General features: G+C 43.7%; 19 protein-coding genes. 14 read left to right on the top strand and 5 right to left on the bottom strand.

Annotated elements, in window-relative coordinates; translation table 11 throughout:
* Positions 1-69: 69 nt before the first annotated feature.
* Positions 70-1,305 (bottom strand): aminotransferase class I/II-fold pyridoxal phosphate-dependent enzyme, encoded by a 1,236-nt coding sequence (locus tag FCN14_RS10180; protein WP_138431173.1) that lies wholly within the window; start codon positions 1,303-1,305, stop codon positions 70-72.
* Between the two features lie 244 nt (positions 1,306-1,549).
* On the opposite strand from FCN14_RS10180, the gene FCN14_RS10175 reads away from it, so the two are divergent.
* Complete coding sequence (locus FCN14_RS10175) at positions 1,550-2,284, top strand: Mut7-C RNAse domain-containing protein (protein ID WP_138431172.1); 735 nt, start codon at positions 1,550-1,552, stop codon at positions 2,282-2,284.
* Between the two features lie 156 nt (positions 2,285-2,440).
* Positions 2,441-2,896, top strand: a complete 456-nt coding sequence (locus FCN14_RS10170; protein WP_138431171.1) for a MarR family winged helix-turn-helix transcriptional regulator — start codon at positions 2,441-2,443, stop codon at positions 2,894-2,896.
* A gap of 418 nt (positions 2,897-3,314) precedes the next feature.
* Here FCN14_RS10170 and FCN14_RS10165 read toward each other — a convergent pair whose 3' ends face one another.
* Complete coding sequence (locus tag FCN14_RS10165) at positions 3,315-3,953, bottom strand: CPBP family intramembrane glutamic endopeptidase (protein WP_138431170.1); 639 nt, start codon at positions 3,951-3,953, stop codon at positions 3,315-3,317.
* A gap of 143 nt (positions 3,954-4,096) precedes the next feature.
* Here FCN14_RS10165 and uvrA point away from each other — a divergent pair, with 143 nt between their 5' ends.
* Positions 4,097-6,907: an excinuclease ABC subunit UvrA gene (uvrA, locus tag FCN14_RS10160; protein ID WP_138431169.1), complete on the top strand. Its 2,811-nt coding sequence runs from the start codon at positions 4,097-4,099 to the stop codon at positions 6,905-6,907.
* A gap of 57 nt (positions 6,908-6,964) precedes the next feature.
* On the opposite strand, the gene FCN14_RS10155 is transcribed toward uvrA, so the two are convergent.
* Positions 6,965-7,963, bottom strand: a complete 999-nt coding sequence (locus FCN14_RS10155) for a collagen-like domain-containing protein (RefSeq protein WP_138431168.1) — start codon at positions 7,961-7,963, stop codon at positions 6,965-6,967.
* Between the two features lie 194 nt (positions 7,964-8,157).
* Between FCN14_RS10155 and FCN14_RS10150 the strand changes: the two genes are divergently transcribed.
* The gene (locus FCN14_RS10150; protein WP_138431167.1) at positions 8,158-8,397 is read left to right on the top strand and encodes a hypothetical protein; all 240 of its coding nucleotides are present in this window, start codon (positions 8,158-8,160) and stop codon (positions 8,395-8,397) included.
* 337 nt (positions 8,398-8,734) lie between these two features.
* Here FCN14_RS10150 and FCN14_RS10145 read toward each other — a convergent pair whose 3' ends face one another.
* A complete protein-coding gene (locus FCN14_RS10145; RefSeq protein ID WP_212747618.1) occupies positions 8,735-8,983 on the bottom strand; it encodes a hypothetical protein in 249 nt (82 codons plus the stop codon).
* 197 nt (positions 8,984-9,180) lie between these two features.
* Between FCN14_RS10145 and FCN14_RS10140 the strand changes: the two genes are divergently transcribed.
* Both FCN14_RS10140 and FCN14_RS10135 read left to right on the top strand, forming a co-directional pair.
* A complete protein-coding gene (locus tag FCN14_RS10140; protein ID WP_138431166.1) occupies positions 9,181-10,737 on the top strand; it encodes a hypothetical protein in 1,557 nt (518 codons plus the stop codon).
* A gap of 120 nt (positions 10,738-10,857) precedes the next feature.
* The gene (locus tag FCN14_RS10135) at positions 10,858-11,619 is read left to right on the top strand and encodes an ABC transporter ATP-binding protein (RefSeq protein WP_138431165.1); all 762 of its coding nucleotides are present in this window, start codon (positions 10,858-10,860) and stop codon (positions 11,617-11,619) included.
* Positions 11,620-11,635: 16 nt separating this feature from the next.
* On the opposite strand, the gene ilvD is transcribed toward FCN14_RS10135, so the two are convergent.
* Complete coding sequence (gene ilvD / locus FCN14_RS10130; RefSeq protein ID WP_138431164.1) at positions 11,636-13,312, bottom strand: dihydroxy-acid dehydratase; 1,677 nt, start codon at positions 13,310-13,312, stop codon at positions 11,636-11,638.
* A 543-nt stretch (positions 13,313-13,855) separates the two neighbouring features.
* Between ilvD and ilvB the strand changes: the two genes are divergently transcribed.
* The 8 genes from ilvB (at position 13,856) to leuB (ending at position 23,229) form a co-directional block, all read left to right on the top strand.
* Positions 13,856-15,607, top strand: a complete 1,752-nt coding sequence (gene ilvB, locus FCN14_RS10125; RefSeq protein WP_138431163.1) for a biosynthetic-type acetolactate synthase large subunit — start codon at positions 13,856-13,858, stop codon at positions 15,605-15,607.
* On the top strand, positions 15,608-16,132 hold the full coding sequence (ilvN, locus tag FCN14_RS10120; RefSeq protein WP_138431162.1) for an acetolactate synthase small subunit: 525 nt from the start codon (positions 15,608-15,610) through the stop codon (positions 16,130-16,132).
* Between the two features lie 27 nt (positions 16,133-16,159).
* Positions 16,160-17,185, top strand: a complete 1,026-nt coding sequence (gene ilvC, locus FCN14_RS10115; RefSeq protein WP_138431161.1) for a ketol-acid reductoisomerase — start codon at positions 16,160-16,162, stop codon at positions 17,183-17,185.
* On the top strand, positions 17,185-18,777 hold the full coding sequence (cimA, locus tag FCN14_RS10110) for a citramalate synthase (RefSeq protein ID WP_138431160.1): 1,593 nt from the start codon (positions 17,185-17,187) through the stop codon (positions 18,775-18,777). Before ilvC ends, cimA begins: the two co-directional genes overlap by 1 nt.
* 129 nt (positions 18,778-18,906) lie before the next feature.
* Entirely contained in the window at positions 18,907-20,091 is a 1,185-nt protein-coding gene (locus FCN14_RS10105; RefSeq protein ID WP_138431159.1) for a 2-isopropylmalate synthase, read from the top strand.
* Positions 20,092-20,149: 58 nt separating this feature from the next.
* The gene (locus FCN14_RS10100) at positions 20,150-21,463 is read left to right on the top strand and encodes a 3-isopropylmalate dehydratase large subunit (RefSeq protein WP_138431158.1); all 1,314 of its coding nucleotides are present in this window, start codon (positions 20,150-20,152) and stop codon (positions 21,461-21,463) included.
* A 97-nt stretch (positions 21,464-21,560) separates the two neighbouring features.
* Positions 21,561-22,133: a 3-isopropylmalate dehydratase gene (locus FCN14_RS10095; protein WP_138431157.1), complete on the top strand. Its 573-nt coding sequence runs from the start codon at positions 21,561-21,563 to the stop codon at positions 22,131-22,133.
* The gene (leuB, locus tag FCN14_RS10090; RefSeq protein ID WP_138431156.1) at positions 22,120-23,229 is read left to right on the top strand and encodes a 3-isopropylmalate dehydrogenase; all 1,110 of its coding nucleotides are present in this window, start codon (positions 22,120-22,122) and stop codon (positions 23,227-23,229) included. The genes FCN14_RS10095 and leuB overlap by 14 nt, the downstream gene beginning before the upstream one ends.
* The last annotated feature ends 439 nt before the right edge of the window (positions 23,230-23,668 follow it).

Here is a 23,668-nt window from a genome sequence, read left to right as displayed (position 1 = left end):
TAACTTAAAAAAAGAAAAGGCCCCAATGATAAATTGGGGCCTTTTTCATTTAAATAATCAGAAGGTTTTTCAGGCTGATATTTTCTGTTGCTTTTTTGCTTCAGCAAAAACCACCTCTTTAATAGCCTCAAATCCATCTAGTGTTTTTTGAATCTGTTCTTTTGTATGTGCTGCTGTAGGAATTAATCTAATTAATACCGTTCCTTTTGGAACAACTGGATATGCTACACCACTTACAAACACACCATGTTCTTCGCGCAATTTACGCATGATAGTCTGGCAAAGATCGGTACTTCCCTTTGTGAGCACAGGGGTAACAGGGCATTCAGCCGGCAATACATTGTATCCCATATCGCGAAGACCGCCACGTAGCATATTCGTATTCTCCCAAAGCTTTTCGCGCCACTCAGGATTATCTTTGATCATCTGAAGTCGCTTGCGCGCCGATTTTACTATCGGCATAGGCACAGACTTTGCAAATACCTGGCTGCGTACATTAGCTTTTAGGAATTCAACCACTCGTTCATCGGTAGCAACAAAAGCACCAATAAGTGCAAACGCTTTTGCGAACGTTCCAAAATAAATATCGATCCCGTCTTGGCAACCCAGATGAGTACCGGTTCCGGAACCATCTTCACCCATTGTTCCAACGCCATGTGCATCGTCAACAAGTAAGCGGAACGGATACTTTTCTTTAAGGGCAATCATCTCATTGAGAATACCCAAGTCACCGGTCATTCCAAAAGCTCCTTCGGTAACTACCAGAACAGCGCCGTCATCTTTTTTCTTACGATGAGCCCGCTCTAACTGCTTTTCGAAACTTTCAATATCGTTATGTTTAAAAACATATTTTTCAGCCATTGCCAATTGCTTACCGTCTACAATGCAAGCATGGCTTAATTCGTCATATATTAATACATCTTTACGATCAACCAAGGCATGGATAACACTCATAATACCCTGATAGCCATAGTTCAGCAAAAATGCGTCATCCTTATGAACAAATTCTGCGAGCTCTTCCTCTAGTTTTTCATGCTCGGTAGAGTTACCGGTCATTAGCCGTGCACCCATGGGACTACTGAGGCTATAATCTTGTGCTATCTTAGCATCGTATTCTTTAACCTCTTCATTACTGCCAACCCCTAGATAGTCGTTAATACTCCAAACGATCATATCTTCGTCATTAAATTTCATGACGGGACCTAGCGGCCCTTCAAGTTTAGGGTAAGTGTAGTATCCATATCCTTCTGAAGTAAATTCACCCAATGGGCTCGGTCTGCCCTCAAGCTTATCAAATAAATCCATAAACTGCTGAACTGTATCTTTGGTTAAGAGTAGATTATTTTTGCCAACCTATTAATTAATATACGGGCTGTAAAAACATTTAAAAAAGGTAATGAAAAATACCTTATTCTCAAAAATGGAAAAAGCTTTAAAAAAGCTGTTAAATACCTATTTTTATTATAGATAAGCTAATTTAGCCTGTCATTCTATAATTTTTTGCTATCTTCATTAAGGTTCAAAATGTTTTAACCTAATAAAGAATAAAATGATAAAACAGGCAAACCTGCGGCCTATCGGTTCATTGCAGGATTTTATCAATAAAAATAACCGACCATCATCAACTATTATTGTTCCATTTTCAGGAACCCCATCTGCTAAAGATCTAGTAGAATCTCAAGGTATACCCCATACTGCTATATCCCACGTTAAAATAAATGGAATGGATAAGCCATTGACGTTTAACCTGTCAGATGGAGATAAGGTTACGGTTTACCCTTTTGAAGAAGTAGCAAATTCAAAGGTTCCAACAAAATTTAAATCTCCGGAAAGGTTCATCGCGGATATCCACTTGGGAAAACTAACTAAAACACTTCGCTTATTAGGATTTGATACTTGCCTAAATGCCAAATGGAAAGAACGGGATATTATTCGTATTTCCAATGAGGAAGAACGAATGATATTAACACGGGATATTGGCCTTCTACGCCATGGGGATACTGAAACAGGGTATTGGATTAGAAACACAGATCCCGACAAACAGATAAAAGAACTCTTTCAGAGATTTAAACTATCAGAACACATACTCCCTTTTAGTCGATGCATGGAATGCAATGGAAAATTGTCGGAAGTAGCTCTTTCCGATATACAAAATAGAGTTCCGCCAAAAGTACAAGAATGGCATTCTCTTTTCTACCAATGCCAAGGGTGCAAAAAAATTTACTGGAAAGGTTCACACTTCAAAGATCTGCATCTAAAAGTGGAGGATTTGAAATTATTGTAAGAACTATACTATTAAAACCAGATATCATTTTCATCTAATGAATATCTTATTAAAAGCAGACTCTAACTCATCTAAACAATTAAAAGATAAAACTATTAGTTGCACACATCAACTAATAGTTTTATCTTTAATATCCGAAATTCATAACAATAGCTTATGAAGTTAAAGCAAGAATTATGTTGCCGTACACTAGGCTGTAAAATGGGCTTTGCTGTAAAAGGCATTATTCGTTTGCTTAAAAAGCGTTTTGCAGAAGAAAATATTAAGCTAACAATTGACCAATACTTCACCCTCAATATCATAGAAAGCGATGAAGGTCTTATTCTAAAAGAGCTGGCTCAGATAGTTGACCGGGATAAATCAGCGGTGCTGCGACAGATTGATAAACTTGAAAGTAACCACTTTGTAGCCCGGGCAAAAGACCCTGATGATAAAAGAAGAAAAATACTATTGATGACCAGAAGGGGTGCAGAAATGTTGGAAAGAGCTCGAAAAATTGATAAAGAAGTAAACGAAGAATTACTAAACCATATTCCTAAAGAAGAAATGGAATATCTCGATCATTTCTTTTCTAAGTTATATGAAAATGCTCTATCCAAAGCTAGTTGTTGATACCAACAACTAATATACAATACTGATATGTTTTAGCCGTTTATTATTATTAAATAAAATATTCTCACATCTTTTATTTAATAATATTGCGCTTTTTACTATACCCACTGTAGTTACCCTACTACAGTTATACACCTACCCTAAGAGCTGTGCTGTGAAAGGCGCGGCTCTTATTTTTACTACACCTTTCAACCAATATTAAAAAACCTTTATCCAAATTCTTTAATAATTTTGTTTAATTATAAATATAAAATTTTATTGTCATTGTAGAAGGGGATTCCAATACAACTTAGTGAAACTGCCCTTTATTTTTCATAGAACGATTGTTTATGGCATGAAAAATATATTCCCTTCTAAAATTATGATACAGGACATAAGAAAAGCCGATGAGGTTGCCCCTTCAAACAAAAAATCCCTATTAAAATGCCTCATAAAAGTAATTACCCATTCCCAGCGTAAACAACAGGCCCCCATAGATAGCATGTTCAATAGTTACCCAGTACAATGATTTTGTTTTCTTATAGGTGAACCCAAATAGTAGTCCGCCAGCGAAACTAAGCCCTATGGCCCACCAGTTATCATAAATAATATGCAAAAAAGCGAATGCCAGGGCACTTAGTATAACCGTTGCATTTTTTAAAGGCAGATAATGTTCAAATCGATGAAAAAAGTAACTTCGGAAAATAATTTCCTGAGGCAGGACCGATAATAACGGATAAAGGACCATGATGACTACCCATAACAAAGGACATTCAATAGGAAAAGCAAAAAGTTGTTCGGGATGCATAATCCAAACCAACCCACCTAGCATAAAAGCAATTAATACTGTTCGTATCACTATATTTTTTGAAATAGCATATTCAACATCCCGGCTAAATAATCCTAACCGAAAGGACGGATCTCGCCACAACCGAAAACTGCAATATCCGGCAACCGCAATCAGCACAACTATTTTGGGCAGAGGAACCAACTCCCCAAAAAACAACAGAGGCAAAGCAATATATAGCAAAACGCCTTCGATTATAGCTTGCCATAAATCATCACTAGGAGTCTCCATAAATTAAATACCATCCTTATAAACTAATTGAACGCTTCAATTCACGGTACTGTTTGTATTCCCTCTTTATATCGGATTAAACCTCATTTTTTGTCATAAAATTCATACCTTTACCCGTTTATACAAACACAAAGATTTAGTGAATGTCTCAGACTGATACCTCCCCACAAAAAGAAGAAACGAAACCAACGCAAGATCGCCCTATTATTGTTAAGGGAGCACGTGTACACAACCTCAAAGATATTGATGTTGAAATACCGCGCAACCAGATGACAGTAATAACCGGAGTCTCTGGTTCTGGTAAATCAAGCCTGGCCTTTGATACTATTTATGCAGAGGGACAACGACGCTATGTTGAAAGCCTGTCCAGCTATGCCCGGCAGTTTCTGGAGCGTATGGACAAGCCGGATGTTGATTATATGCAAGGTATCTCTCCAGCCATGGCAATACAACAAAAGACAACCTCTTCTAACCCACGATCTACGGTTGGTACCACTACTGAGATCTATGACTATATGCGCCTGCTATTTGCACGTATTGGGCACACTATTTCTCCCAAGTCGGGGCGTAAAGTCAAAAAGGACAGTACTAAAACCGCCATTGAAGAACTACATCAACAGTTTGAAGATGGCACAAAATTTTATGTACTCTTCTCTATTCCCAAACACGAACAAAAAGGACTTGAGGATGAACTTCGGGTTTTAAAGGAAAAAGGCTATCCCCGGCTGTTACATATTGAAGATGAATCAATCCTGGACTTGACTGTGGATGAAGTTGATGCCAGTGATATTGACGCTGAAAACTATCGTGTTCTTGTTGACCGCCTGATTTTAAAGAGTGACGAAGATACTCGAAGCCGTATTGCCGGATCACTGGAAACCGCCTTTCATGAAGGCCGTGGACGATGCTCTATTAAAATTCGCGACGGCGAAGAGCTGAATTTTAGTGAACGTTTTGAAATGGACGGCATGGAATTCCAGGAGCCGACTCCTCAAATGTTCTCCTTTAATAATCCTTATGGAGCCTGTGATACCTGCGAGGGATTTGGAAAAGTCTCTGGTATTGATGAAGATCTTGTTATTCCAGACCCTACCAAAACAATTCGTGATGGAGCTATTGCACCTTTTAGTGGGGAAAAATTTAGCAGACATCTGCGTGATTTTATAAAAGTTGCTGCTCGAAACAGCCTTCCGATCGATACGCCATACCAAGATCTTACAGACGAGGTAAAAGAAATTCTGTGGGAAGGAAAAGGAGACTATATCGGTATTCGTCCATTTTTTGAGGATGTAAAAAGCCAGTCTTACAAAGTACATATGCGTGTATTCTATTCTCGCTATCGAGGGTACAGCCGTTGCCCTGACTGTAAGGGATATCGTGTGCGAAAGGACGGTCTTTATGTAAAAATTAACGATAAGCATATTGGCCAGGTTGCTGAGATGACCATTGGCCATGCACGCGAATTTTTTGAGGAGTTAGAACTTAGCGACTTTGAAAAAGAAGTTGCCGAACAGATCCTTTATGAAATCCGTAAACGTCTGAAATACCTCGACGAAGTGGGACTTGAATATCTCACCCTTAATCGAAAGGCCAAAACCCTGAGTGGTGGAGAATCACAACGTATTAGCCTCGCTAACTCATTAGGAAGTTCATTGATCGGAAGTCTCTATGTGCTTGATGAGCCTACCATTGGACTACATCCCAGAGATAATGATCGACTAATCAATATCTTGAAATCTCTTCGTGATATTGGTAATACAGTCTTAGTAGTGGAGCACGACCCCGAAATGATAAAAGCTGCAGATAATATCATTGACATTGGCCCCTTTGCTGGTGTCCACGGTGGAGAAGTAGTCTTCAGCGGTCCTTATGATAAGCTACTGGAATCAAAAACACTTACCGGTAAATACCTGAGTGGAGAGAAAAAAATCCCCGTACCTGAAAAACGGCGTGATGGCAGTGGTAAGTCTCTAGTTCTTAAGGGAGCGATGGAAAACAATCTCAAAGATCTTGAGGTAGAATTTCCCTTGGGTAAATTAATCTGTGTTACGGGGGTCAGTGGATCTGGAAAATCAACGATGGTCCATGACACCCTTTATGCAGCTGTTGAAAATGAGTTCGGCACTTATAATGATAATATCGGTAAGCACCGGAAAGTAGAAGGGTTACATAATATTGATTCTGTGGAGATGGTCGACCAGTCTCCTATTGGTCGTTCTTCACGTTCTAATCCTGCTACTTATACCAAAGCTTTTGATGGTATTCGGGACTTGTTTGCCAATACCCGCCAATCTAAAATTATGGGATATGAACCTGGCCACTTTTCTTTCAATGTGCCCGGTGGGCGTTGCGAAACTTGTCAGGGCGAAGGCATACAAAAGATTGAGATGCAATTTATGGCCGATATTGAACTCACTTGTGAAGAGTGTAGCGGAAAACGCTATCGAAAAGATGTGTTACAGGTTAAATACCGGGGCAAAAACATCCATGATGTGTTAGAAATGTCGGTCTCTGAGGCAATCGACTTTTTTGTAGATGAAGAGCGTATCACAAAAAAATTACAAACACTGGCTGATGTAGGTCTCGGCTACCTAAAGCTTGGTCAAAGCGCACCTACCCTATCGGGTGGTGAGGCACAACGCGTAAAACTGGCCAAGTTTTTAAGCAAATCTGTAGGCAACCATACCCTTTATTTCTTTGATGAGCCCACTACCGGCCTTCACTTTGAAGATATTGCGAAGCTGCTCGATTCCTTTACTGAACTTGTAGATAACGGACATACCGTTATCATTATCGAACATAATCTCGATGTCATAAAATGTGCAGACCATATTATTGACATTGGACCGGAAGGGGGCTTCGCAGGCGGGCAAATTGTAGCTACCGGTACTCCAGAAGAGATCACTGAGGTTGAGCAGAGCCATACCGGGCAATATCTCAAAGATGAGCTTTAAAAAGAAGGAACCAAGAGAGGACTTCAGGATAGCTGAAGTCCTCTTTTATCGTATCAGTTAATCAGCCTTTGCTATCCCAAAATAATCTACAATCGCTTCATAATCGGAATAATCCAATGGTGGTGTTCCATTTGACTCGTATGAAGTAGCTGGAATGACTATTGCCTTGAATTCCAAGCCCGGCAGGTATGTGTTAATCATATAACTGGTATCCCAAGTACCGCTTTGCAAACCAATATTTGGTACAATCCACATGGCATAGTTAGGGTCACCTCCGTGGGTAAACCGGAACTCGACACCACCGGATTCTCCGCCCCCGGAGACACTTGCGTGTGTTGGCAGCTGCATCACATCAGTATCGCGCCCGCCGGATTGGTCGCCAAGCCCCCTGACATATACAAACACTGCACCATTCAACTCATCCACAGAACTCAACCCGAACCAACCGCCACTGGCTGTTGAAATTGAAGATCCGGAAATATCTATAGGAGATTGATAACCTCCACTTTGCATCCAATCCCCTGCAAGAATTTGATTCCACCCGCTGGAAATTACATTTGCGTTACCATCTTCGCCTGCATCTCCTTTGGCCCCTTTTAGAAAGACAAATGAGCTCCAGCCACTTTCTGTCTTAGGTCCATATAGCGTTGCCGAACTGCGATCCAAGTAATAATCTCCAACCTTACCAAGCGTATCTGCCGGAGAGCCACTACCTGCATGTATTTCACTACCGTCTTTCCCATCTTCACCCCGCAGCATTAATGGTGTTTCCCACCCGATATCAGTTTTAGGACCGTATATTTCGCCCGTATTCTTATCCAAATAATAATCGCCATTACTTCCTAAATCTGATGCTGGCGCTCCCTGCCCGGCATACATTTCACTGCCATCCTCACCGGCAGGCCCTACCGGCCCTTGTTTTCCCTGAGGACCTTCTGTACCCACCGGACCTTCACATCCTGCCACAAAACTAAATCCTATTAATACACAGAAAAGCCCCATCAAAGCGATAGGAAATTTGCCCCCTTTTAACCGACTGCTTTTGAAGTAATTCATATTTCTTACAATTCCTCTTTAGTTAATATGAGCTCACAATATATCTTGTCTACACATATTAATACGTAAACCATTGTGCAATTAGCTCACATGTTATGTTTTAAAAAGCATCCTATTCCTAGAAAGGAACAATAGAACTCCATTCTTCATAAAAAGAGAACCAATAATCTTTTCTAAAAATGGAGAATAACCTTATGAAAAATGTATTATCACCACTTATACAATTCGCAACTATCATAACTTTTTCTTTCCAGAAAGCTAAAGTATATGCAGATGTCGGCGTTGGTGTCAATTACGGTACTATTAATGAACGGCCTAATAATTTGGATCCCAGTAACCGAACAGGATCAATGTTGGGCGAATATCTAAATGTAAAAGGCCCAATGATTCCTGTATCTATACAGCCAGAAGTTCTGTATAGCCAAATGGTATAGATAGCGCTGGGGGGGCATTTAAATACACATGTTAACAAAGTTCAGTTTTGCTCCAGCACCAGTTCAACCTCATCTCTATTTTGGTCCTTATGCCGGCTTTATATTAGATAGTGACGTTTCCGGTGGAGCCTAAGTATTAACGTAGACAACGCAAAAACTGACTTTGGAGGCGTTATAGGAGCAGGTACCGACCTAAATTATGGGGACTGCCAATTTTAATTTAGGAATGCGTTATAATTTTGGACTCACAACAAACCTTGTTATTAATCACTCCGGTAAAAAATTGTGTACTCTCTATCGTTGGAGAGATTAGCTTTAAAACCACAATACTACCCAATTACTCCTCTGCCGGGACTACCTGCCCAGTAGGGGTTATTTTTTCACCCGGTGCCGGTTCCTCTCTCGGAAACTTATTAATAGCCACATCGGGATTGCGATCGTGAGGCACATAGTGGGAATGGGACCCGTGTGAAACCTTAGTATATGACTTCTGATTAAAGTAGCCCAATGCATCGGCAAGTGCGAAACCCGCCAATACTATTACCGCAGCAATAAATATATACTTAAGTATGTTTTTCGAAGTCATCCGCTTTTTATTTCAGTTAAATAAAAACTCAATATAATCTGTGTATGCTCTTTACAGCCTTGTTAAAAGTACCCAGAAAATCTGAATAGATCATCCCTATCATCACTTTTTCTTTCACTCTTTGAACTCTTTTAAAAATCGGTTTGTTCCTCATACGTTAAATCCCTGCAGGATACAATCAAGCTAGAGACCTTTTTATGTTTCGAAAGCTCATATATCTCAATTGGTCGGCTTTCTTGGCACGACTCACTAACTTCCAAACCTTTTTGGTTATAGGATATATTATTTTCCTGCTAATACTGTTCTCTAACCTATTGGGGTCTGCATTAGTTATTATACTTTTTGACCAAAATCCCTTGGTATTAACCCAGCTACCTTGGCTTACTTCAGAAGTACATCAATTAATTACACTGATATTTGCTAATGTACTCTGGATACTTCACTTCTCTTTTACCAGTACCCGCCTGCTTAACATGCAAGAAAATCGAAAACTACTTGCCTTTGGATATCCGGTGAAAAAACTGAGCTGGCACCTCAACCTGATGGGGTTTCTTCATCCGTTGAATCTCATTTATAATTTCACTTGGCTTGCATTTCTGCTCATGCAGATTAAGCATCTTATGTACGTGCCCGTTGTTTTAGCAGTGGTACTCCTAAACTATGCTATCATTTACTCAATTAAACATCGTTTTCTCAAGGTTATTGAAAAGCGTTTTAAAATTATAGCTTTTAGCATCCTATTTATCATATTCGGATCTATTCAGGCTATTGCTATTATTTCACGTGAGTTTCAATACTTGGTCGCACATTATCTCCCAGGCATAGCAACCCTTAACAGCTACCTGTTTTACACTCCCGGCGGCTTGTTACAATATACAGCTACTGGCAGTTATAATATTGGCGTGGCATCTGCCATATATAGTTTCTCTGCCCTACTCATTTTCCTCATTTTTCGTGACCATTTTTTAAAAACACGTGAAGGATTATTACAACCTGTTATAGAGCGCAAAGTATATAAACGAAATCGGCTTTGGCACTTTCTAAAACGATGGCTAGGGTTACATGCCGGAAAGTTTTACTATTATATACTTTCCCATTCCTACAATCGGCTTCAACTATTAACCATTGCATTAATCCCAGCTGTCTATATTCCACTTTTGCTACAGCTTGGGGATAACTACTACAGCACTCTTCTCATCCCAACGATGTTGGCTGCGATTCCTGTTGCGCTACTGGCTATGGGAATGGCCAACATGTATGGCTATGAGAACAAAGAGTTCTTGCTCCATCGGCAACTACCTACCTCTTTTGAAATCCAGCTTAAAGAACGCTTTTTGGGGATTATCGTTGTTCCACTACTCATTTTTTACCTGATTACCACCGCTGAAATCTTATACCTGCCACAACTGGGATCAGTCGTTGGTATCTACATCTCAAATACCTTTTTCTTTGTCTGCTTCATGCTCGTATTTATCTGGTCCTCATTTTACTATTACCAAAAAGCAAACTATACCTCCTTTAGCTTTAAACATCCTATCATATCTCAAAAAGTCACATTTATGATGGTATTCTTAATATTCGGTTTAGGATATGCCGTTTTTGCACCTATCGGAGAACTTCAAATTTATCGCCTGTATGTTATGGGCGGACTTATTTTGGCCATAAGTGTCTACCTGTGGCGCAATATGAATGTACTAGTCAGAGCCTTCGACAAGCATATTTTACACCAAGTTTGGAGAAATGCCGAACAATAAAACTAAGAACATCTCAATTACTTTTAACACTATGTTGTACCCATCGAAATTAATTACTGATATTCTTGTTAAATATACTGGAAGAGCATCACAAAAATAACCAGACTCGTTATTCTATCTATGAATCAAGCCATTAAAATAAACGGGCTGAAAAAATCGTATGGAGATACCTATGTTCTCGAAGATTTTGAACTAAGCGTGCCGGCAGGTACAATCTTCGGTCTCATAGGTCCCAATGGGGCAGGTAAAAGCACCCTCATTGGAATATTAACAGGCTTGCTCGATTATGATGAAGGGGAAATTATTATCGATGGACTAACCTTAAATGAAAGTAATGAATTAAAAATCAAGCAGCGTGTAGCCTCAGTACTACAGCCCCCTCTTCTTTTTGAACACTTCACCAGTAACGATTTTCTGCACTACGTATGTGATATCTATGAAGTAGCCAGTGAAGGCCGTCAATCAAAAATTAACTCACTACTCTATTATTTGGGACTCAAAGAGTTTGAGCATGCAAAAATTGATAAACTTTCAGCTGGAAGTCGAAAAAAATTATCCTTTAGCGCCGCTATCCTTAGCCAGCCTGAAATTCTATTCCTCGATGAACCTTTTGAAAGCATTGATGTAATCTCTATCGGCCGGATGAAGACCATTCTCAATCAACTTAAAAAAAACGGGGTTACCATCATCATTACCAGCCATATTCTGGAAATAGTAGAAAACCTCTGCGATGATATTGCCATTTTGCATAACCATGAAATTATCGCCTATCTGGATTCCGAAAGCCGTAAGGAACTACAAAAAAACTCCAGTCTCAGCGAAATATTTGAGAGTTATATCGAAATTGAAAAACCCAAGGATGATGTATTGAACTGGTTGTAAGCTGCCTTAAAACCCGTTATCCATCTGTAACACAGCCCTCCGAAGCCGAAGAAACCAATTGCGCATATTTGTAAAGCGAACCCTTCAGTTCCAGAGATGGAGGCTCCCAGTTCTGTCGTCGCTCTTCCAGCTCTTCATCCGAAAGATCGACATCAATTTCCCGGTTATCGGCATCAATGGTAATGGTATCACCATCTTCGATAAGAGCAATAGTTCCCCCCACCTGGGCTTCCGGCGTAACATGCCCAATTACAAAACCATGGCTCCCCCCAGAAAAACGCCCGTCGGTAATGAGGGCTACTTCTTTGCCAAGACCGGCACCCATAATAGCCGCCGTTATGGAAAGCATCTCACGCATTCCGGGCCCTCCCTTGGGACCTTCATAGCGAATCACAACCACATCACCCGCTTTTACTTCTCCACTCTCAATACCTTCAAGACTTTCCTCCTCCGAATTATAGACGCGCGCCGTACCGGTAAAACGTGTGCCCTCCTTTCCGGTAATCTTGGCTACTGCCCCTTCCAAGGCCAGGTTCCCGTATAAAATCTGCAAGTGTCCTGTTTTTTTGATGGGATTATCGACGGGTGAGATAATCTTTTGCTCCTCAAACAGACCGGGGACGTCGGCCACATTCTCTTCGAGGCTTTTCCCCGTTACCGTAAGCGTATCACCATGTAATAACCCTTCTTTTAACAGCAATTTCTGCACGGCCGGCACCCCGCCCACATTGTAGAGATCTTCCATCACATACTGGCCGCTGGGCTTGAGATCTGCCAAATACGGAGTGCGCGTACTAATATCCTGGAAATCATCTATGGTAAAAGGCACTTCTGCAGAACGGGCTATGGCTAATAAGTGCATTACCGCGTTGGTAGATCCGCCAAGTGCAATCGTAATTGTGACTGCATTTTCAAGGGCTTTTCTTGAGATGATATCCCGAGGGGTTATATCCTGTTCCATCAGATTAAGAATGGCTTCGCCCGCCCGGTGGCACTCTTCCACTTTTTTCTTATGCGTCGCCGGTATAGACGAACTAAAGGGCAGGCTCATCCCCATCGTCTCAATAGCCGAAGCCATGGTATTGGCAGTATACATGCCTCCGCAGGCTCCTGCACCGGGACAAGCGTGGCGGAGCACCTCGTCCATCTCTTCTTTAGTAATTTCATCAGAAAGGTATTCTCCATACGATTCAAATGCTGAAACCACATCCAAATCCTCTCCCTGGTACTTCCCGGGGCGAATAGTCCCACCATATACCATAATAGAAGGACGATTAAATCGTGCCATTGCTATAATCGAACCCGGCATATTTTTATCACATCCTACAACCGAAATATTAGCATCGTACCACTGGGCACGCATCACCGTTTCAATAGAATCGGCAATAATCTCACGCGACTGCAGCGAATACTTCATCCCCTGCGTACCCATGGAAATCCCATCACTCACTCCAATGCTGTGAAACATGAATCCCACCATGCCGGAATCCCAAACGCTCTCACGAATATGCTTACCCAACCCATTCAAATGCATGTTGCACGGGTTACCATCCCAGCCGGTACTGGCAATACCAACCTGGGCTTTGTTCATATCTTCATCGGTTAGACCTGCGCCGTAGAGCATCGCACGCGATCCAACCTGAGATTCTTTTTGTGTTAGTTCTGAGCTGTATTTATTGAGTTTCTGAGCCATAAAGCACTATTCATTAATCATTAAAAAATAAGATATACAAAGAAAAACCACCCTTAAAGAAAGGTTTTAAAACCATTAACCATATCTTCAGGAAACTAATAAAAGAACGTAATAAAAAAACTTTCATCTTTTTACTTTTTTATTTGACATCGAAATCTCCATTATCTATTATGGAAATTCAAATTGAAAGAAATAGTTGCATTTGTACTCACAAGTAATAAATACCAACAAAGCTGACCGATTGCCGGATCTCCTTTCCGCGCTCTCCGATGCATTTGGTATGGCTATGTTATTTGTGGTATCTCTTTTCTCTCTTATAGTACCTGTATCTATTTCTATCTCTTCTGTGGTAGACGTAATTAGTGTACACACTATTCTAAGTGTGCTAAACCTACTAATTATTCTACCTATTCTAATTTCTGGCATTATTAACCTAATTCTAATTATTAGCTAACCATAACAGCCAGAGGTTAGAAACCAAGTTCCGAATCACATTCCAACTTTCTCTGACCTCTGGCGGGAAAACTATATCCGTTATACGTCATGGACAACGCAAAAGCCCACAAACTCAAAAAAAATAAAAAGAAAGAACCTCCAGAAGATTCCGGCCCCTCCGTACTGAACGGTGCAGGAATTCTTATTAACACACTACAGGATCTTGAAGTAGACACCATCTTTGGTTACCCGGGAGGGGCCGTACTCCCCCTTTACGACAAACTATTTGATAATCACGACATCAATCATGTGCTCGTACGACATGAACAAGCCGGCACCCATGCCGCTGATGGTTATGCGCGTGTAACCGGGAAACCGGGCGTTGTCCTTGCCACATCCGGGCCCGGCGGCACCAACACGGTTACCGGTATTGCCACGGCTGCCATGGATTCCATTCCTCTTGTCGTCTTTACGGGACAAGTTCCTACCGACCTCATTGGGAATGATGCTTTCCAGGAAGCGGATATCGTCGGCATCACCCGCCCGATCACTAAACACAATTACCTGGTGGATGATGTTAATGATCTGGAACAGGTGATTCGCAAAGCTTTCCATGTAGCTACCAGCGGACGACCCGGCCCGGTATTGGTCGATCTCCCAAAGGATATGCTGAAAACCGAAGGCCACTACAGCGGACTTCGCAAGGTATCCATACCCAGCTACAGTCCTACCGAAAAGGGACACTTTAGCCAGATTAAAAAAGCTGCGGAATTATTAAGTGATGCGGAAAAACCCTTGATCTATGCAGGAGGAGGCGTAGTGTTGGGTAAAGCTTGGAACGAACTTACCGCGATGGCCGAACGCCACAACATCCCGGTTACAACCACCCTGATGGGACTGGGCGGCTTTCCGGAAGGCAAACCACAAGCGCTAGGCATGCTAGGGATGCATGGCACCTATACCGCCAATATGGCGACTACCGAATGTGATGTACTTCTTGCAGTTGGAGCCCGCTTTGATGATCGGGTAACCGGAAACCTGGAGGGCTTTTCACCGCATTCGAAAAAGATTCATATCGATATCGACCCAACGAATATCGGCAAAAACGTTGCGGTAGAAGTTCCCATTGTCGGCGACGTGAAACAAGTGCTGCCCGAGATTGACGAAAAAATGGAAACACCAAATACCGATAAATGGTGGCAGGTACTTAACCAATGGCAAGAAGATCATCCCCTGAAAGTACCCGAGACCGAAGATACTATTAAGCCGCAACAGATGATTGAAGCTATTTCTGATGCCACCAACGGGGATGCGATTGTAGCTACTGATGTAGGGCAACATCAGATGTGGACTGCCCAGCACTACACTTTTAATCACCCACGCTCATTTCTCTCTTCCGGGGGGCTCGGCACCATGGGATATGGATTTCCGGCAGCCATGGGAGCAGCTTTTGCCCACCCGGACCGCACGGTAGTCTGTATTACCGGGGATGGTGGGTTCCAGATGACGCCCTATGAACTTTCTACTGCAGTTGAGCATGAAATCCCGCTTAAAATTGCCATCATGAATAACCAATGCCTTGGCATGGTACGGCAGTGGCAAGAGCTGTTTTATGATGAGCGTTACAGCCATTCCATCCTCAAGAAAGGAAATCCCGACTTCGTCAAGCTGGCGGAAAGTTATGGAGCTGTTGGGCTTCGGGCAACTACGCCTAAAGAGATGGATGACATTCTTCAACAAGCGATGGAAATCAATGACAAACCTGTAGTTATGGACTTCCACGTGGAAGAGCATGAAAACTGCTACCCGATGGTTCCTGCAGGAGCAGCGTTAAACGAAATGGTTTTGGAGGATAAGTAGATGAATACCACACAAAAACCAGTTCAAACGAAAGAACAAAAGCATACGCTCTCAGTAGTGGTAAGCTACAACCTGAATGCCCTTTCACGCATCATCGGCATTTTCAGCAGCAAGGGGTTTGAGATCGACAGTATCAGTTTTGGCTCGGGTAAAGAGTCGGGCCTCGCTCGCATTACGATCACCACGCATGGCGATGAACAGATTATCGAGCAGATCACCAAGCAGCTGCACAAAATTATTGATGTGGTAACGGTTGCCGATCTCACTTACGAGAGTTTTGTGGAGCGCGAACTGGCCCTGGTGAAGGTAAAAGCCAGCAATTCGGCACGATCAGAAATTATGCAGATCACACAAGTTTTCCGAGCCAAGGTTATCGATATCAGTCCCGGAAAGCTCTCTATCGAGATTACGGGGAACCGCGACAAAATCGATGCTTTTATCGGTATGGTTCGCCCCTTTGGCATTATCGAGCTTGCGCGAACCGGCAGCGTAGCACTTAAAAGAGAATTCAACGGATCAGTTTAAATCAAACAACGAACACTTACACCTATAATGAAAGCAAAAACTTATTATAACGACGACGCAAACCTGGATCACTTAAACGAAAAAACCGTAGCTATTCTTGGTTATGGCAGCCAAGGTCATGCCCACGCTCTCAACCTGAAAGACAGCGGTGTTGAGGTAGTCGTGGGGCTTCGGGAAGGAAGTTCATCCCGGGCCGAAGCTGAAAAAGAAGGCCTGGAAGTAGTAAAACCTGCCGAGGCCGCCAAGCGCGGGGATATTGTGATGGTACTTATTCCGGACCAATACCAGGGTGATGTTTATAAAAATGCTATTGAACCCAACCTGGAGGAGGGCAACGCCCTGGCTTTTGCCCACGGCTTTAACGTCCACTTTGGACAGATTGAACCCAAAGAAGAGGTCGATGTATTTATGATTGCGCCCAAAAGTCCGGGCCACCTGGTACGACGCGTTTACAAAAAGGGATCGGGTGTCCCCTGCTTGGTTGCCGTTGAACAAGATTATTCCGGTACGGCAAAAGACACGGCCTTGGCCTATGCCAAAGCGATTGGTGGCACCCGCGCCGGCGTCATTGAAACCACCTTCAAAGAGGAGACCGAAACGGACCTCTTCGGGGAACAGGCCATCCTTTGCGGAGGCGTATCGGAGATGGTAAAACAGGGTTTTGAAGTGCTGACCGAAGCTGGATATCAGCCCGAGATCGCCTACTTCGAATGCCTCCACGAGCTCAAGCTCATTGTGGATCTGATGTACGAAGGCGGCATTGAACGCATGTATTATTCGGTAAGCGATACGGCAGAATACGGCGGACTTACCCGCGGGGCTGATGTGGTTGATGAAGTCAACAAGGAACGTATGAAAGACGTACTTAAGCAAGTACAGGAAGGCACTTTCGCCGATGAATGGATGGAAGAAAATAAGGCCGGCATCCCCAAGCTAAAGCAGCTGCGGGCTAAGCTGGGCGACCACCAGATCGAGAAGGTAGGAAAGCAGCTGCGCTCTATGATGAACTGGATAGATGAAACGGAAGATGAAGTTGTAGAGGCTGCTGAATAATGGACCGGACGATCCACCTATTTGATACTACCCTGCGTGACGGCACGCAGGGCGAAAAAGTTGCTTTCTCGGCTAAGGACAAGCTGCGTATTGCACAACGGCTCGACGCCTTTGGTATTGATTATATCGAAGGCGGCTGGCCAGGGTCTAACCCTAAGGATATGCAGTTTTTTGAGCTGGCGCGTAACCACTCATTCAACCATGCCAAGATTGTGGCATTCGGGAGTACTTGTCGCGCTAATAACAGCCCGGAAGAAGATCACAATATCCAGATGCTCATTGATGCGGGCACGCCTGCTGTTTCTATTTTCGGAAAAAGCTGGCTGCTCCATGTTGAAGAGGCATTGAAGATTGATACCCTTGAAAACATCCGCATGATCCATGATTCGGTGCGATATCTCAAAGAGCATGGCAAAGAAGTAATCTATGATGCTGAACACTTTTTCGATGGATACAAAACAAACCCCGAATACGCATTATCCACCATTAAGTCTGCAGAGTCGGCCGGTGCTGATACGCTGGTGCTTTGCGATACCAACGGCGGCACGCTGCCCAACGAAGTCAGGAAGATTGTCGAAGAGGTAAAAGAACATGTGGATACCCCGCTCGGTATCCATGCCCATAACGATTGCGAGCTGGCAGTGGCCAATACACTTGCAGCAGTAAATTCGGGATGTGTGCACCTGCAGGGAACCGTCAACGGCTATGGGGAACGATGTGGAAATGCGAATCTCTGTTCAGTCATCCCCAACCTGCAACTCAAACAAGAGTACCGGTGCGTGCCAGAAGAAAAAATATCCGAACTTTCTTCGCTCTCCCGCTTTGTCAGTGAGGTAGCAAACCTCAATCCCAATCATCGTCAGCCGTATGTGGGACAAAGCGCCTTTGCCCATAAAGGCGGCATCCATGTTAGTGCGGTGATGAAAAATGCGGATACGTATGAGCATGTAGCTCCTGAAAGCGTGGGGAATCGCCGCCGTGTGCTGGTGTCCGACCTTTCAGGTAAAAGTAATATCCGCTACAAATCCGATCAGCTGGGCATCGACCTCGACAAAGAAAGTGAGGAAATTCCCGCTATCGTAGACAAACTTAAGCACTTGGAAAATGATGGGTACCAGTTTGAGGCGGCCGAAGCCTCCCTGGAACTGTTAGTGCAGAAAATGAAAAAACAGTGGGAAGATTACTTCACACTCGAAGGCTTCCGCATCATCGTAGAAAAGAATATTTCAGGTGATTCCAGAACCGAGGCGACAATCCGCCTTACTGTGAACGGGCAGATGGAACATTGTGCCGCCGAAGGAAGCGGACCTGTTCACGCCCTCGACAAAGCATTGCGAAAAGCAGTTCACCGGTTCTATCCCGGCATTGCTGATATGCACCTGCAGGATTACAAAGTGCGGGTGCTCGACCACAAAGACGGTACCGACGCCAAAGTGCGCGTACTCATCGACTCGGTAAAAAATGACAAATCATGGACTACCGTGGGCGTCTCTCGTAATATCATTGATGCCAGCTGGGAAGCCCTCTCAGACAGTTTTAACTACTATTTAGCGAATCAACACGAACAAACTCACAACAAAAAAGCCATATAACAATGACAAAAATACACCTACTACTATCCGGACTACTAGGCAGATTTCTGCCAATACTAAACCAATTATTACCCTTAAACCGACCATCCATCGTACAAACACCGACACCAAATTCACCAGGTAATTATTATGAACAACCACATTGAAATTTTTGACACTACGCTTCGTGACGGCGAACAATCTCCGGGGTTCAGCATGAACCAGGAAGAAAAGCTGCGCCTTGCTCATCAGCTTGAACGTATGCAGGTTGATGTCATTGAAGCCGGCTTTCCTATCGCTTCGGATGGAGATTATGAGACCGTTCGCGAAATTAGCAAGCATATCAACAAAAGCACTGTGGCGGCCTTGTGCCGTACCAGACATAAAGATATCGACCGAGCTGCAGCTGCCCTCGAACCGGCAGCGAAGCCACGCATCCACACTTTTATTGCTACTTCTGATATCCACATGAAGTATAAACTCAAGAAGGAGCGAGACGAAGTGTTGGAGTCGGCTGTTAGTGCTGTAGAACATGCCACCCAATATTGTGACGAGGTAGAATTTTCTGCCGAGGACGCCTCCCGAAGTGATACCGAGTTTCTATACCAAATTTTTGAAGAAGTTATTAACGCCGGGGCAACAGTAATTAACGTGCCCGATACCGTGGGATACGCTATGCCCTGGGAGTACGGAAATCTTATTAAAAGTATTAAAGAAAATGTCCCCAATATTGAACAGGCGACCCTTAGCGTGCACTGCCATAATGATTTGGGAGTAGCAGTTGCCAACTCACTGATGGCCATCCGAAATGGCGCAGACCAAGTTGAATGTACCATTAATGGTATTGGTGAACGTGCCGGCAATGCATCATTAGAAGAAATTGTGATGGCTATTGCCACGCGTGATGACGACCGACATACGGGGATTGTTAGCGAAGAACTGGTGCCATCCAGCAAACTATTATCTGGAATTACCGGGCATAACGTTCAGCCCAATAAAGCCATTGTGGGCGATAATGCTTTTGCACATGAGGCAGGCATTCACCAGCATGGAGTACTGAATAACCCTATGACGTACGAAATTATGACTCCAGAATCAGTGGGCCTTGAAAGCAATAAAATTGTGCTGGGCAAACATTCCGGTCGCTTTGCACTTAATAAAAAGCTTCAAAAAATGGGATATGAACTCGAAAAGGATGAGTTAAATCGGGTTTATTTCAAATTCACACAAGTGGCCGATGAGAAGAAAAAAGTTAAAGAAAGTGACATCCTTGACCTTATTGTAGATACGCTTTCTCAACAACCAATTGATGGCGACCCGAAAATGGCAAGATAATTGAACACAGCATTACTAGAAAATTACCAAACAACGAATTCAATAAACACTTAGAATTATGGGAATGACTCTTACAGAGAAAATCTTAGCAAAACACAGCGGCGCCTCATCCGTGGAACCAGGCGAAAGCGTCTGGGTAGATGTTGATGTGCTTATGACACATGACGTTTGCGGACCGCCCTCAATCTCCATTTTTAGGGATCAATTTGGGGAAGATGCCCGTGTATGGGACAAGGATAAGCTCGTTATTATACCCGATCACTATATCTTCACCAACGATAAATATGCCAATCGCAATGTGGATATTCTCCGTGCTTTTGCCGCCGACCAAGACCTGCCGCACTTTTATGATGTCGGATCGGAAAGCTATAAAGGCGTCTGCCATATCGCCCTGCCCGAGGAAGGATTTACACGACCGGGTGAAGTGCTCTTTGGCACAGATTCTCACACCTGCACAGCGGGAGCTTTTGGTCAGTTTGCCACCGGCATCGGCAATACGGATGCCGCTTTCATTATGGGAACCGGCCAACTTTGGGTAAAAGTGCCCGAAACTATGCGCTTCGAATTCAACGGCACCTCCATGCCGCCCTACCTGATGGCCAAAGATATCATCCTCAAAATTATTGGGGATATCGGTGTTGACGGTGCTACCTATCGTACAATGGAATTTGGCGGGCCGGGTATCAGCTGCATGAGCATGGAAGACCGGATGACGCTGACCAATATGGTTATTGAAGCCGGCGGAAAGAATGGCGTGGTAGAACCCGATACCAAGACAGAAGCCTATGTACGGGAACGCACCAATAAAGATTTTGAGGCGGTCTACAGTGACCCGGATGCCGAATACCACAGTACTTATCAATATAATCTCGAAGAGATGGTCCCGATGGTAGCTAAACCACACAGTCCCGACAATAAAGCAACGGCTATTGAGCTGGAAGGCACTAAACTGGACCGTGCCTATATCGGCTCGTGCACCGGCGGCAAGCTTTCTGATTTTAAAGCGGCCGCAGAAATCATTACGGGACACGATCTCAAGATCGATACCTATGTCGTTCCTGCTACTACCGAAATTGCCCGGGGTTTGAAAACAGAAACCCTCAATGGGCGTCCACTTATTGAAATATTTAAGGAAGCTGGCTGTAAAATCGGGAATGCATCCTGTGCGGCCTGTCTGGGCGGTCCTTCAGATACTTTTGGCCGCCTGAATAACCAAGAGGTCTGTATTTCTACGACCAACCGTAATTACCCGGGACGTATGGGTTCTAAAGATTCGGCCGTATACCTGGCTTCTCCCTATACCGTAGCTGCTTCGGCCGTCACGGGCAAAATCACAGACCCTCGCGTCTTCATCCAAGAAACAGTCATTTAGAATAATGCATATGACATTCACTTTTTGAGAAGAGAACTGATCATTAGACTTCGAAAATGAAATTTTGATCCAAAAAATAATCTCTAGTTAAACTATCATGAGTAAACAAAAAATTACAGGAAAAGCTTTTGTGCTCGGCAGAAATATTGATACCGACCAGATTATACCGGCTGAGCACCTTGTCTACAGTCTCGACGATCCCGAAGAACGAAAATTTTACGGTCGCTATGCCCTCTCGGGGGTGCCGGATGAGCAGTCCGGATTACCAAAAGGCAATATCCCACTTGTGGAAGAAGATGCCTTTGAAAGTGACTTCAATATTATTGTAGGCGGACCTAATTTCGGCTGCGGATCTTCACGAGAACACGCTCCGGCCTCACTCGATATTGCCGGTGTGGAAGCGATCATTGCCCCTACTTTTGCACGTATCTTTTATCGCAATTCGGTAGATGGCGGCTTTGTAATCCCCTACGAAAGCCTGGAAAACCTCAGCCAAGAGGTTGAAACCGGGGATAAGCTGGAGATCGATCCGGAGAGACAGACAGTAACAAATACTACACAAAATAAAAGCTATAACATACGTCCACTGGGCAGTGTCGCGGATATCGTAAACGCCGGTGGCATCTTTGAATTTGCACGTAAAGAGGGAATGATCGATGTCAAAAACTAAAGAAATTGTTGTTTTACCGGGCGATGGTATCGGACCGGAAGTCACAAAAGAAGCTGTTAATATCTTGCAAACCGTGTGCAAACGACACGGCTATAAACTGAAAACCCGAACGTTTCCAATCGGCGGTGCCAGTATAGACCGCTTTGGCCGGCCACTTACCGATGAAACGCTGGACGCTTGTAAGAACAGCCCGGCTATATTGCTGGGCGCTGTTGGGGGAGCTAAATGGAATGATCAGCCCAAGGATAAACGTCCCGAGGCTGCCCTCCTTGGACTGCGCAAAGAACTCGACCTGTTTGCAAACTTGCGCCCTATTCGCACATACGCTTCACTCCTGCATTCTTCCCCTTTAAAAAAGGAGATTATTCGCGATGTCGACATTATGATCGTACGCGAGCTAACAGGCGGCATCTATTTTGGGCGTCCCCGCTATATTGAACAAACCGAGTCGGACGAACGCGCCGTAGACACCAAGGTCTATACTACCGAAGAGATTAAGCGTATTGCTCATGTGGCCTTCGAAACGGCAACCATCCGTCACCGTAAGGTCACCTCAGTGGATAAGGCTAATGTATTGGATAGCTCACGACTGTGGCGACAAACCGTTATGGAATCGGCCAAGCAGTGGCCTGAAGTAGGGCTGGACCATATGCTGGTAGATAACGCGGCTATGCAATTGGTCCGCAACCCGGGGCAGTTTGACGTAATTGTAACAGGGAATATGTTTGGGGATATCCTGAGCGATGAAGCTTCTATGATTACGGGCTCTCTGGGAATGCTGCCCTCGGCCAGCCTGGGTGAGGAGTATGCGATGTATGAACCTATCCACGGGTCTGCCCCTGATATTGCCGGACGACATATCGCAAACCCGCTGGCCACGATCGCTTCTGTGGCGATGATGTGCCGCCACTCTTTGGATATGCCGGATGCAGCCCGTGAAATTGAACTAGCTATTGAAACGACTCTTGAAGATGGGTTCCGTACGGCGGATATCTATTCCGATCCGGCGAATGAGTATGAAGTGAGTACTTCAGAGATGGGCAGTGCCGTAGTAAAACATCTTAACCCTAACTTACAACCGGGTACGTTTTTGTAAGGTATTTTTATAACTAAAGTCAAAAACAGGTAGTTACACCTCAAACCTTAAGGTGTTAACTACCATTTACTCAGCCCCTTCCTTAGCCGGGAGGGGCTTTTTGTTTGATAGCATTTTAAAATCATCCACAATGGTAGGGACACAATGCATTGTGTCCCTACCATTATACTTATATTATTACGTAAAAACCCATACCTCTTGGCCTCCGTTACCTTTGTGAGTTCCATGTCATATATTTAAACTTAAGCTAAAAAGGGGTTGTACTCCCGTATCAGACGACTCCTCCCTACCTTAAATTAAAAAACATCCCTCCCGCTACGCGGTACTCCCCTCAAGGGGAGATAGTTCACTGCTCATCAGTCGCCCTATCAATTGATTATTAAAAATAAACAGCATCATTTTTGCAACCATCCCTTGCCCTTTAGATTCTATACAAACC

This window comes from Fodinibius saliphilus (assembly GCF_005869845.1).
Taxonomy (GTDB): Bacteria; Bacteroidota; Rhodothermia; order Balneolales; family Balneolaceae; genus Fodinibius; species Fodinibius saliphilus.
The sequence above is the reverse complement of the archived record's forward strand: the minus strand, read 5'-3'. Positions and strand labels throughout refer to the sequence as shown.

Excerpts from the sequence above, each read along its gene's own strand:
- FCN14_RS10180 (WP_138431173.1), bottom strand. The coding sequence starts at position 1,305 with ATGGATTTATTTGATAAGCTTGAGGGCAGACCGAGCCCATTGGGTGAA.
- FCN14_RS10175 (WP_138431172.1), top strand. The coding sequence starts at position 1,550 with ATGATAAAACAGGCAAACCTGCGGCCTATCGGTTCATTGCAGGATTTT.
- FCN14_RS10170 (WP_138431171.1), top strand. The coding sequence starts at position 2,441 with ATGAAGTTAAAGCAAGAATTATGTTGCCGTACACTAGGCTGTAAAATG.
- FCN14_RS10165 (WP_138431170.1), bottom strand. The coding sequence starts at position 3,953 with ATGGAGACTCCTAGTGATGATTTATGGCAAGCTATAATCGAAGGCGTT.
- uvrA (WP_138431169.1), top strand. The coding sequence starts at position 4,097 with ATGTCTCAGACTGATACCTCCCCACAAAAAGAAGAAACGAAACCAACG.
- FCN14_RS10155 (WP_138431168.1), bottom strand. The coding sequence starts at position 7,963 with ATGAATTACTTCAAAAGCAGTCGGTTAAAAGGGGGCAAATTTCCTATC.
- FCN14_RS10150 (WP_138431167.1), top strand. The coding sequence starts at position 8,158 with ATGAAAAATGTATTATCACCACTTATACAATTCGCAACTATCATAACT.
- FCN14_RS10145 (WP_212747618.1), bottom strand. The coding sequence starts at position 8,983 with ATGACTTCGAAAAACATACTTAAGTATATATTTATTGCTGCGGTAATA.
- FCN14_RS10140 (WP_138431166.1), top strand. The coding sequence starts at position 9,181 with ATGTTTCGAAAGCTCATATATCTCAATTGGTCGGCTTTCTTGGCACGA.
- FCN14_RS10135 (WP_138431165.1), top strand. The coding sequence starts at position 10,858 with ATGAATCAAGCCATTAAAATAAACGGGCTGAAAAAATCGTATGGAGAT.
- ilvD (WP_138431164.1), bottom strand. The coding sequence starts at position 13,312 with ATGGCTCAGAAACTCAATAAATACAGCTCAGAACTAACACAAAAAGAA.
- ilvB (WP_138431163.1), top strand. The coding sequence starts at position 13,856 with ATGGACAACGCAAAAGCCCACAAACTCAAAAAAAATAAAAAGAAAGAA.
- ilvN (WP_138431162.1), top strand. The coding sequence starts at position 15,608 with ATGAATACCACACAAAAACCAGTTCAAACGAAAGAACAAAAGCATACG.
- ilvC (WP_138431161.1), top strand. The coding sequence starts at position 16,160 with ATGAAAGCAAAAACTTATTATAACGACGACGCAAACCTGGATCACTTA.
- cimA (WP_138431160.1), top strand. The coding sequence starts at position 17,185 with ATGGACCGGACGATCCACCTATTTGATACTACCCTGCGTGACGGCACG.
- FCN14_RS10105 (WP_138431159.1), top strand. The coding sequence starts at position 18,907 with ATGAACAACCACATTGAAATTTTTGACACTACGCTTCGTGACGGCGAA.
- FCN14_RS10100 (WP_138431158.1), top strand. The coding sequence starts at position 20,150 with ATGGGAATGACTCTTACAGAGAAAATCTTAGCAAAACACAGCGGCGCC.
- FCN14_RS10095 (WP_138431157.1), top strand. The coding sequence starts at position 21,561 with ATGAGTAAACAAAAAATTACAGGAAAAGCTTTTGTGCTCGGCAGAAAT.
- leuB (WP_138431156.1), top strand. The coding sequence starts at position 22,120 with ATGTCAAAAACTAAAGAAATTGTTGTTTTACCGGGCGATGGTATCGGA.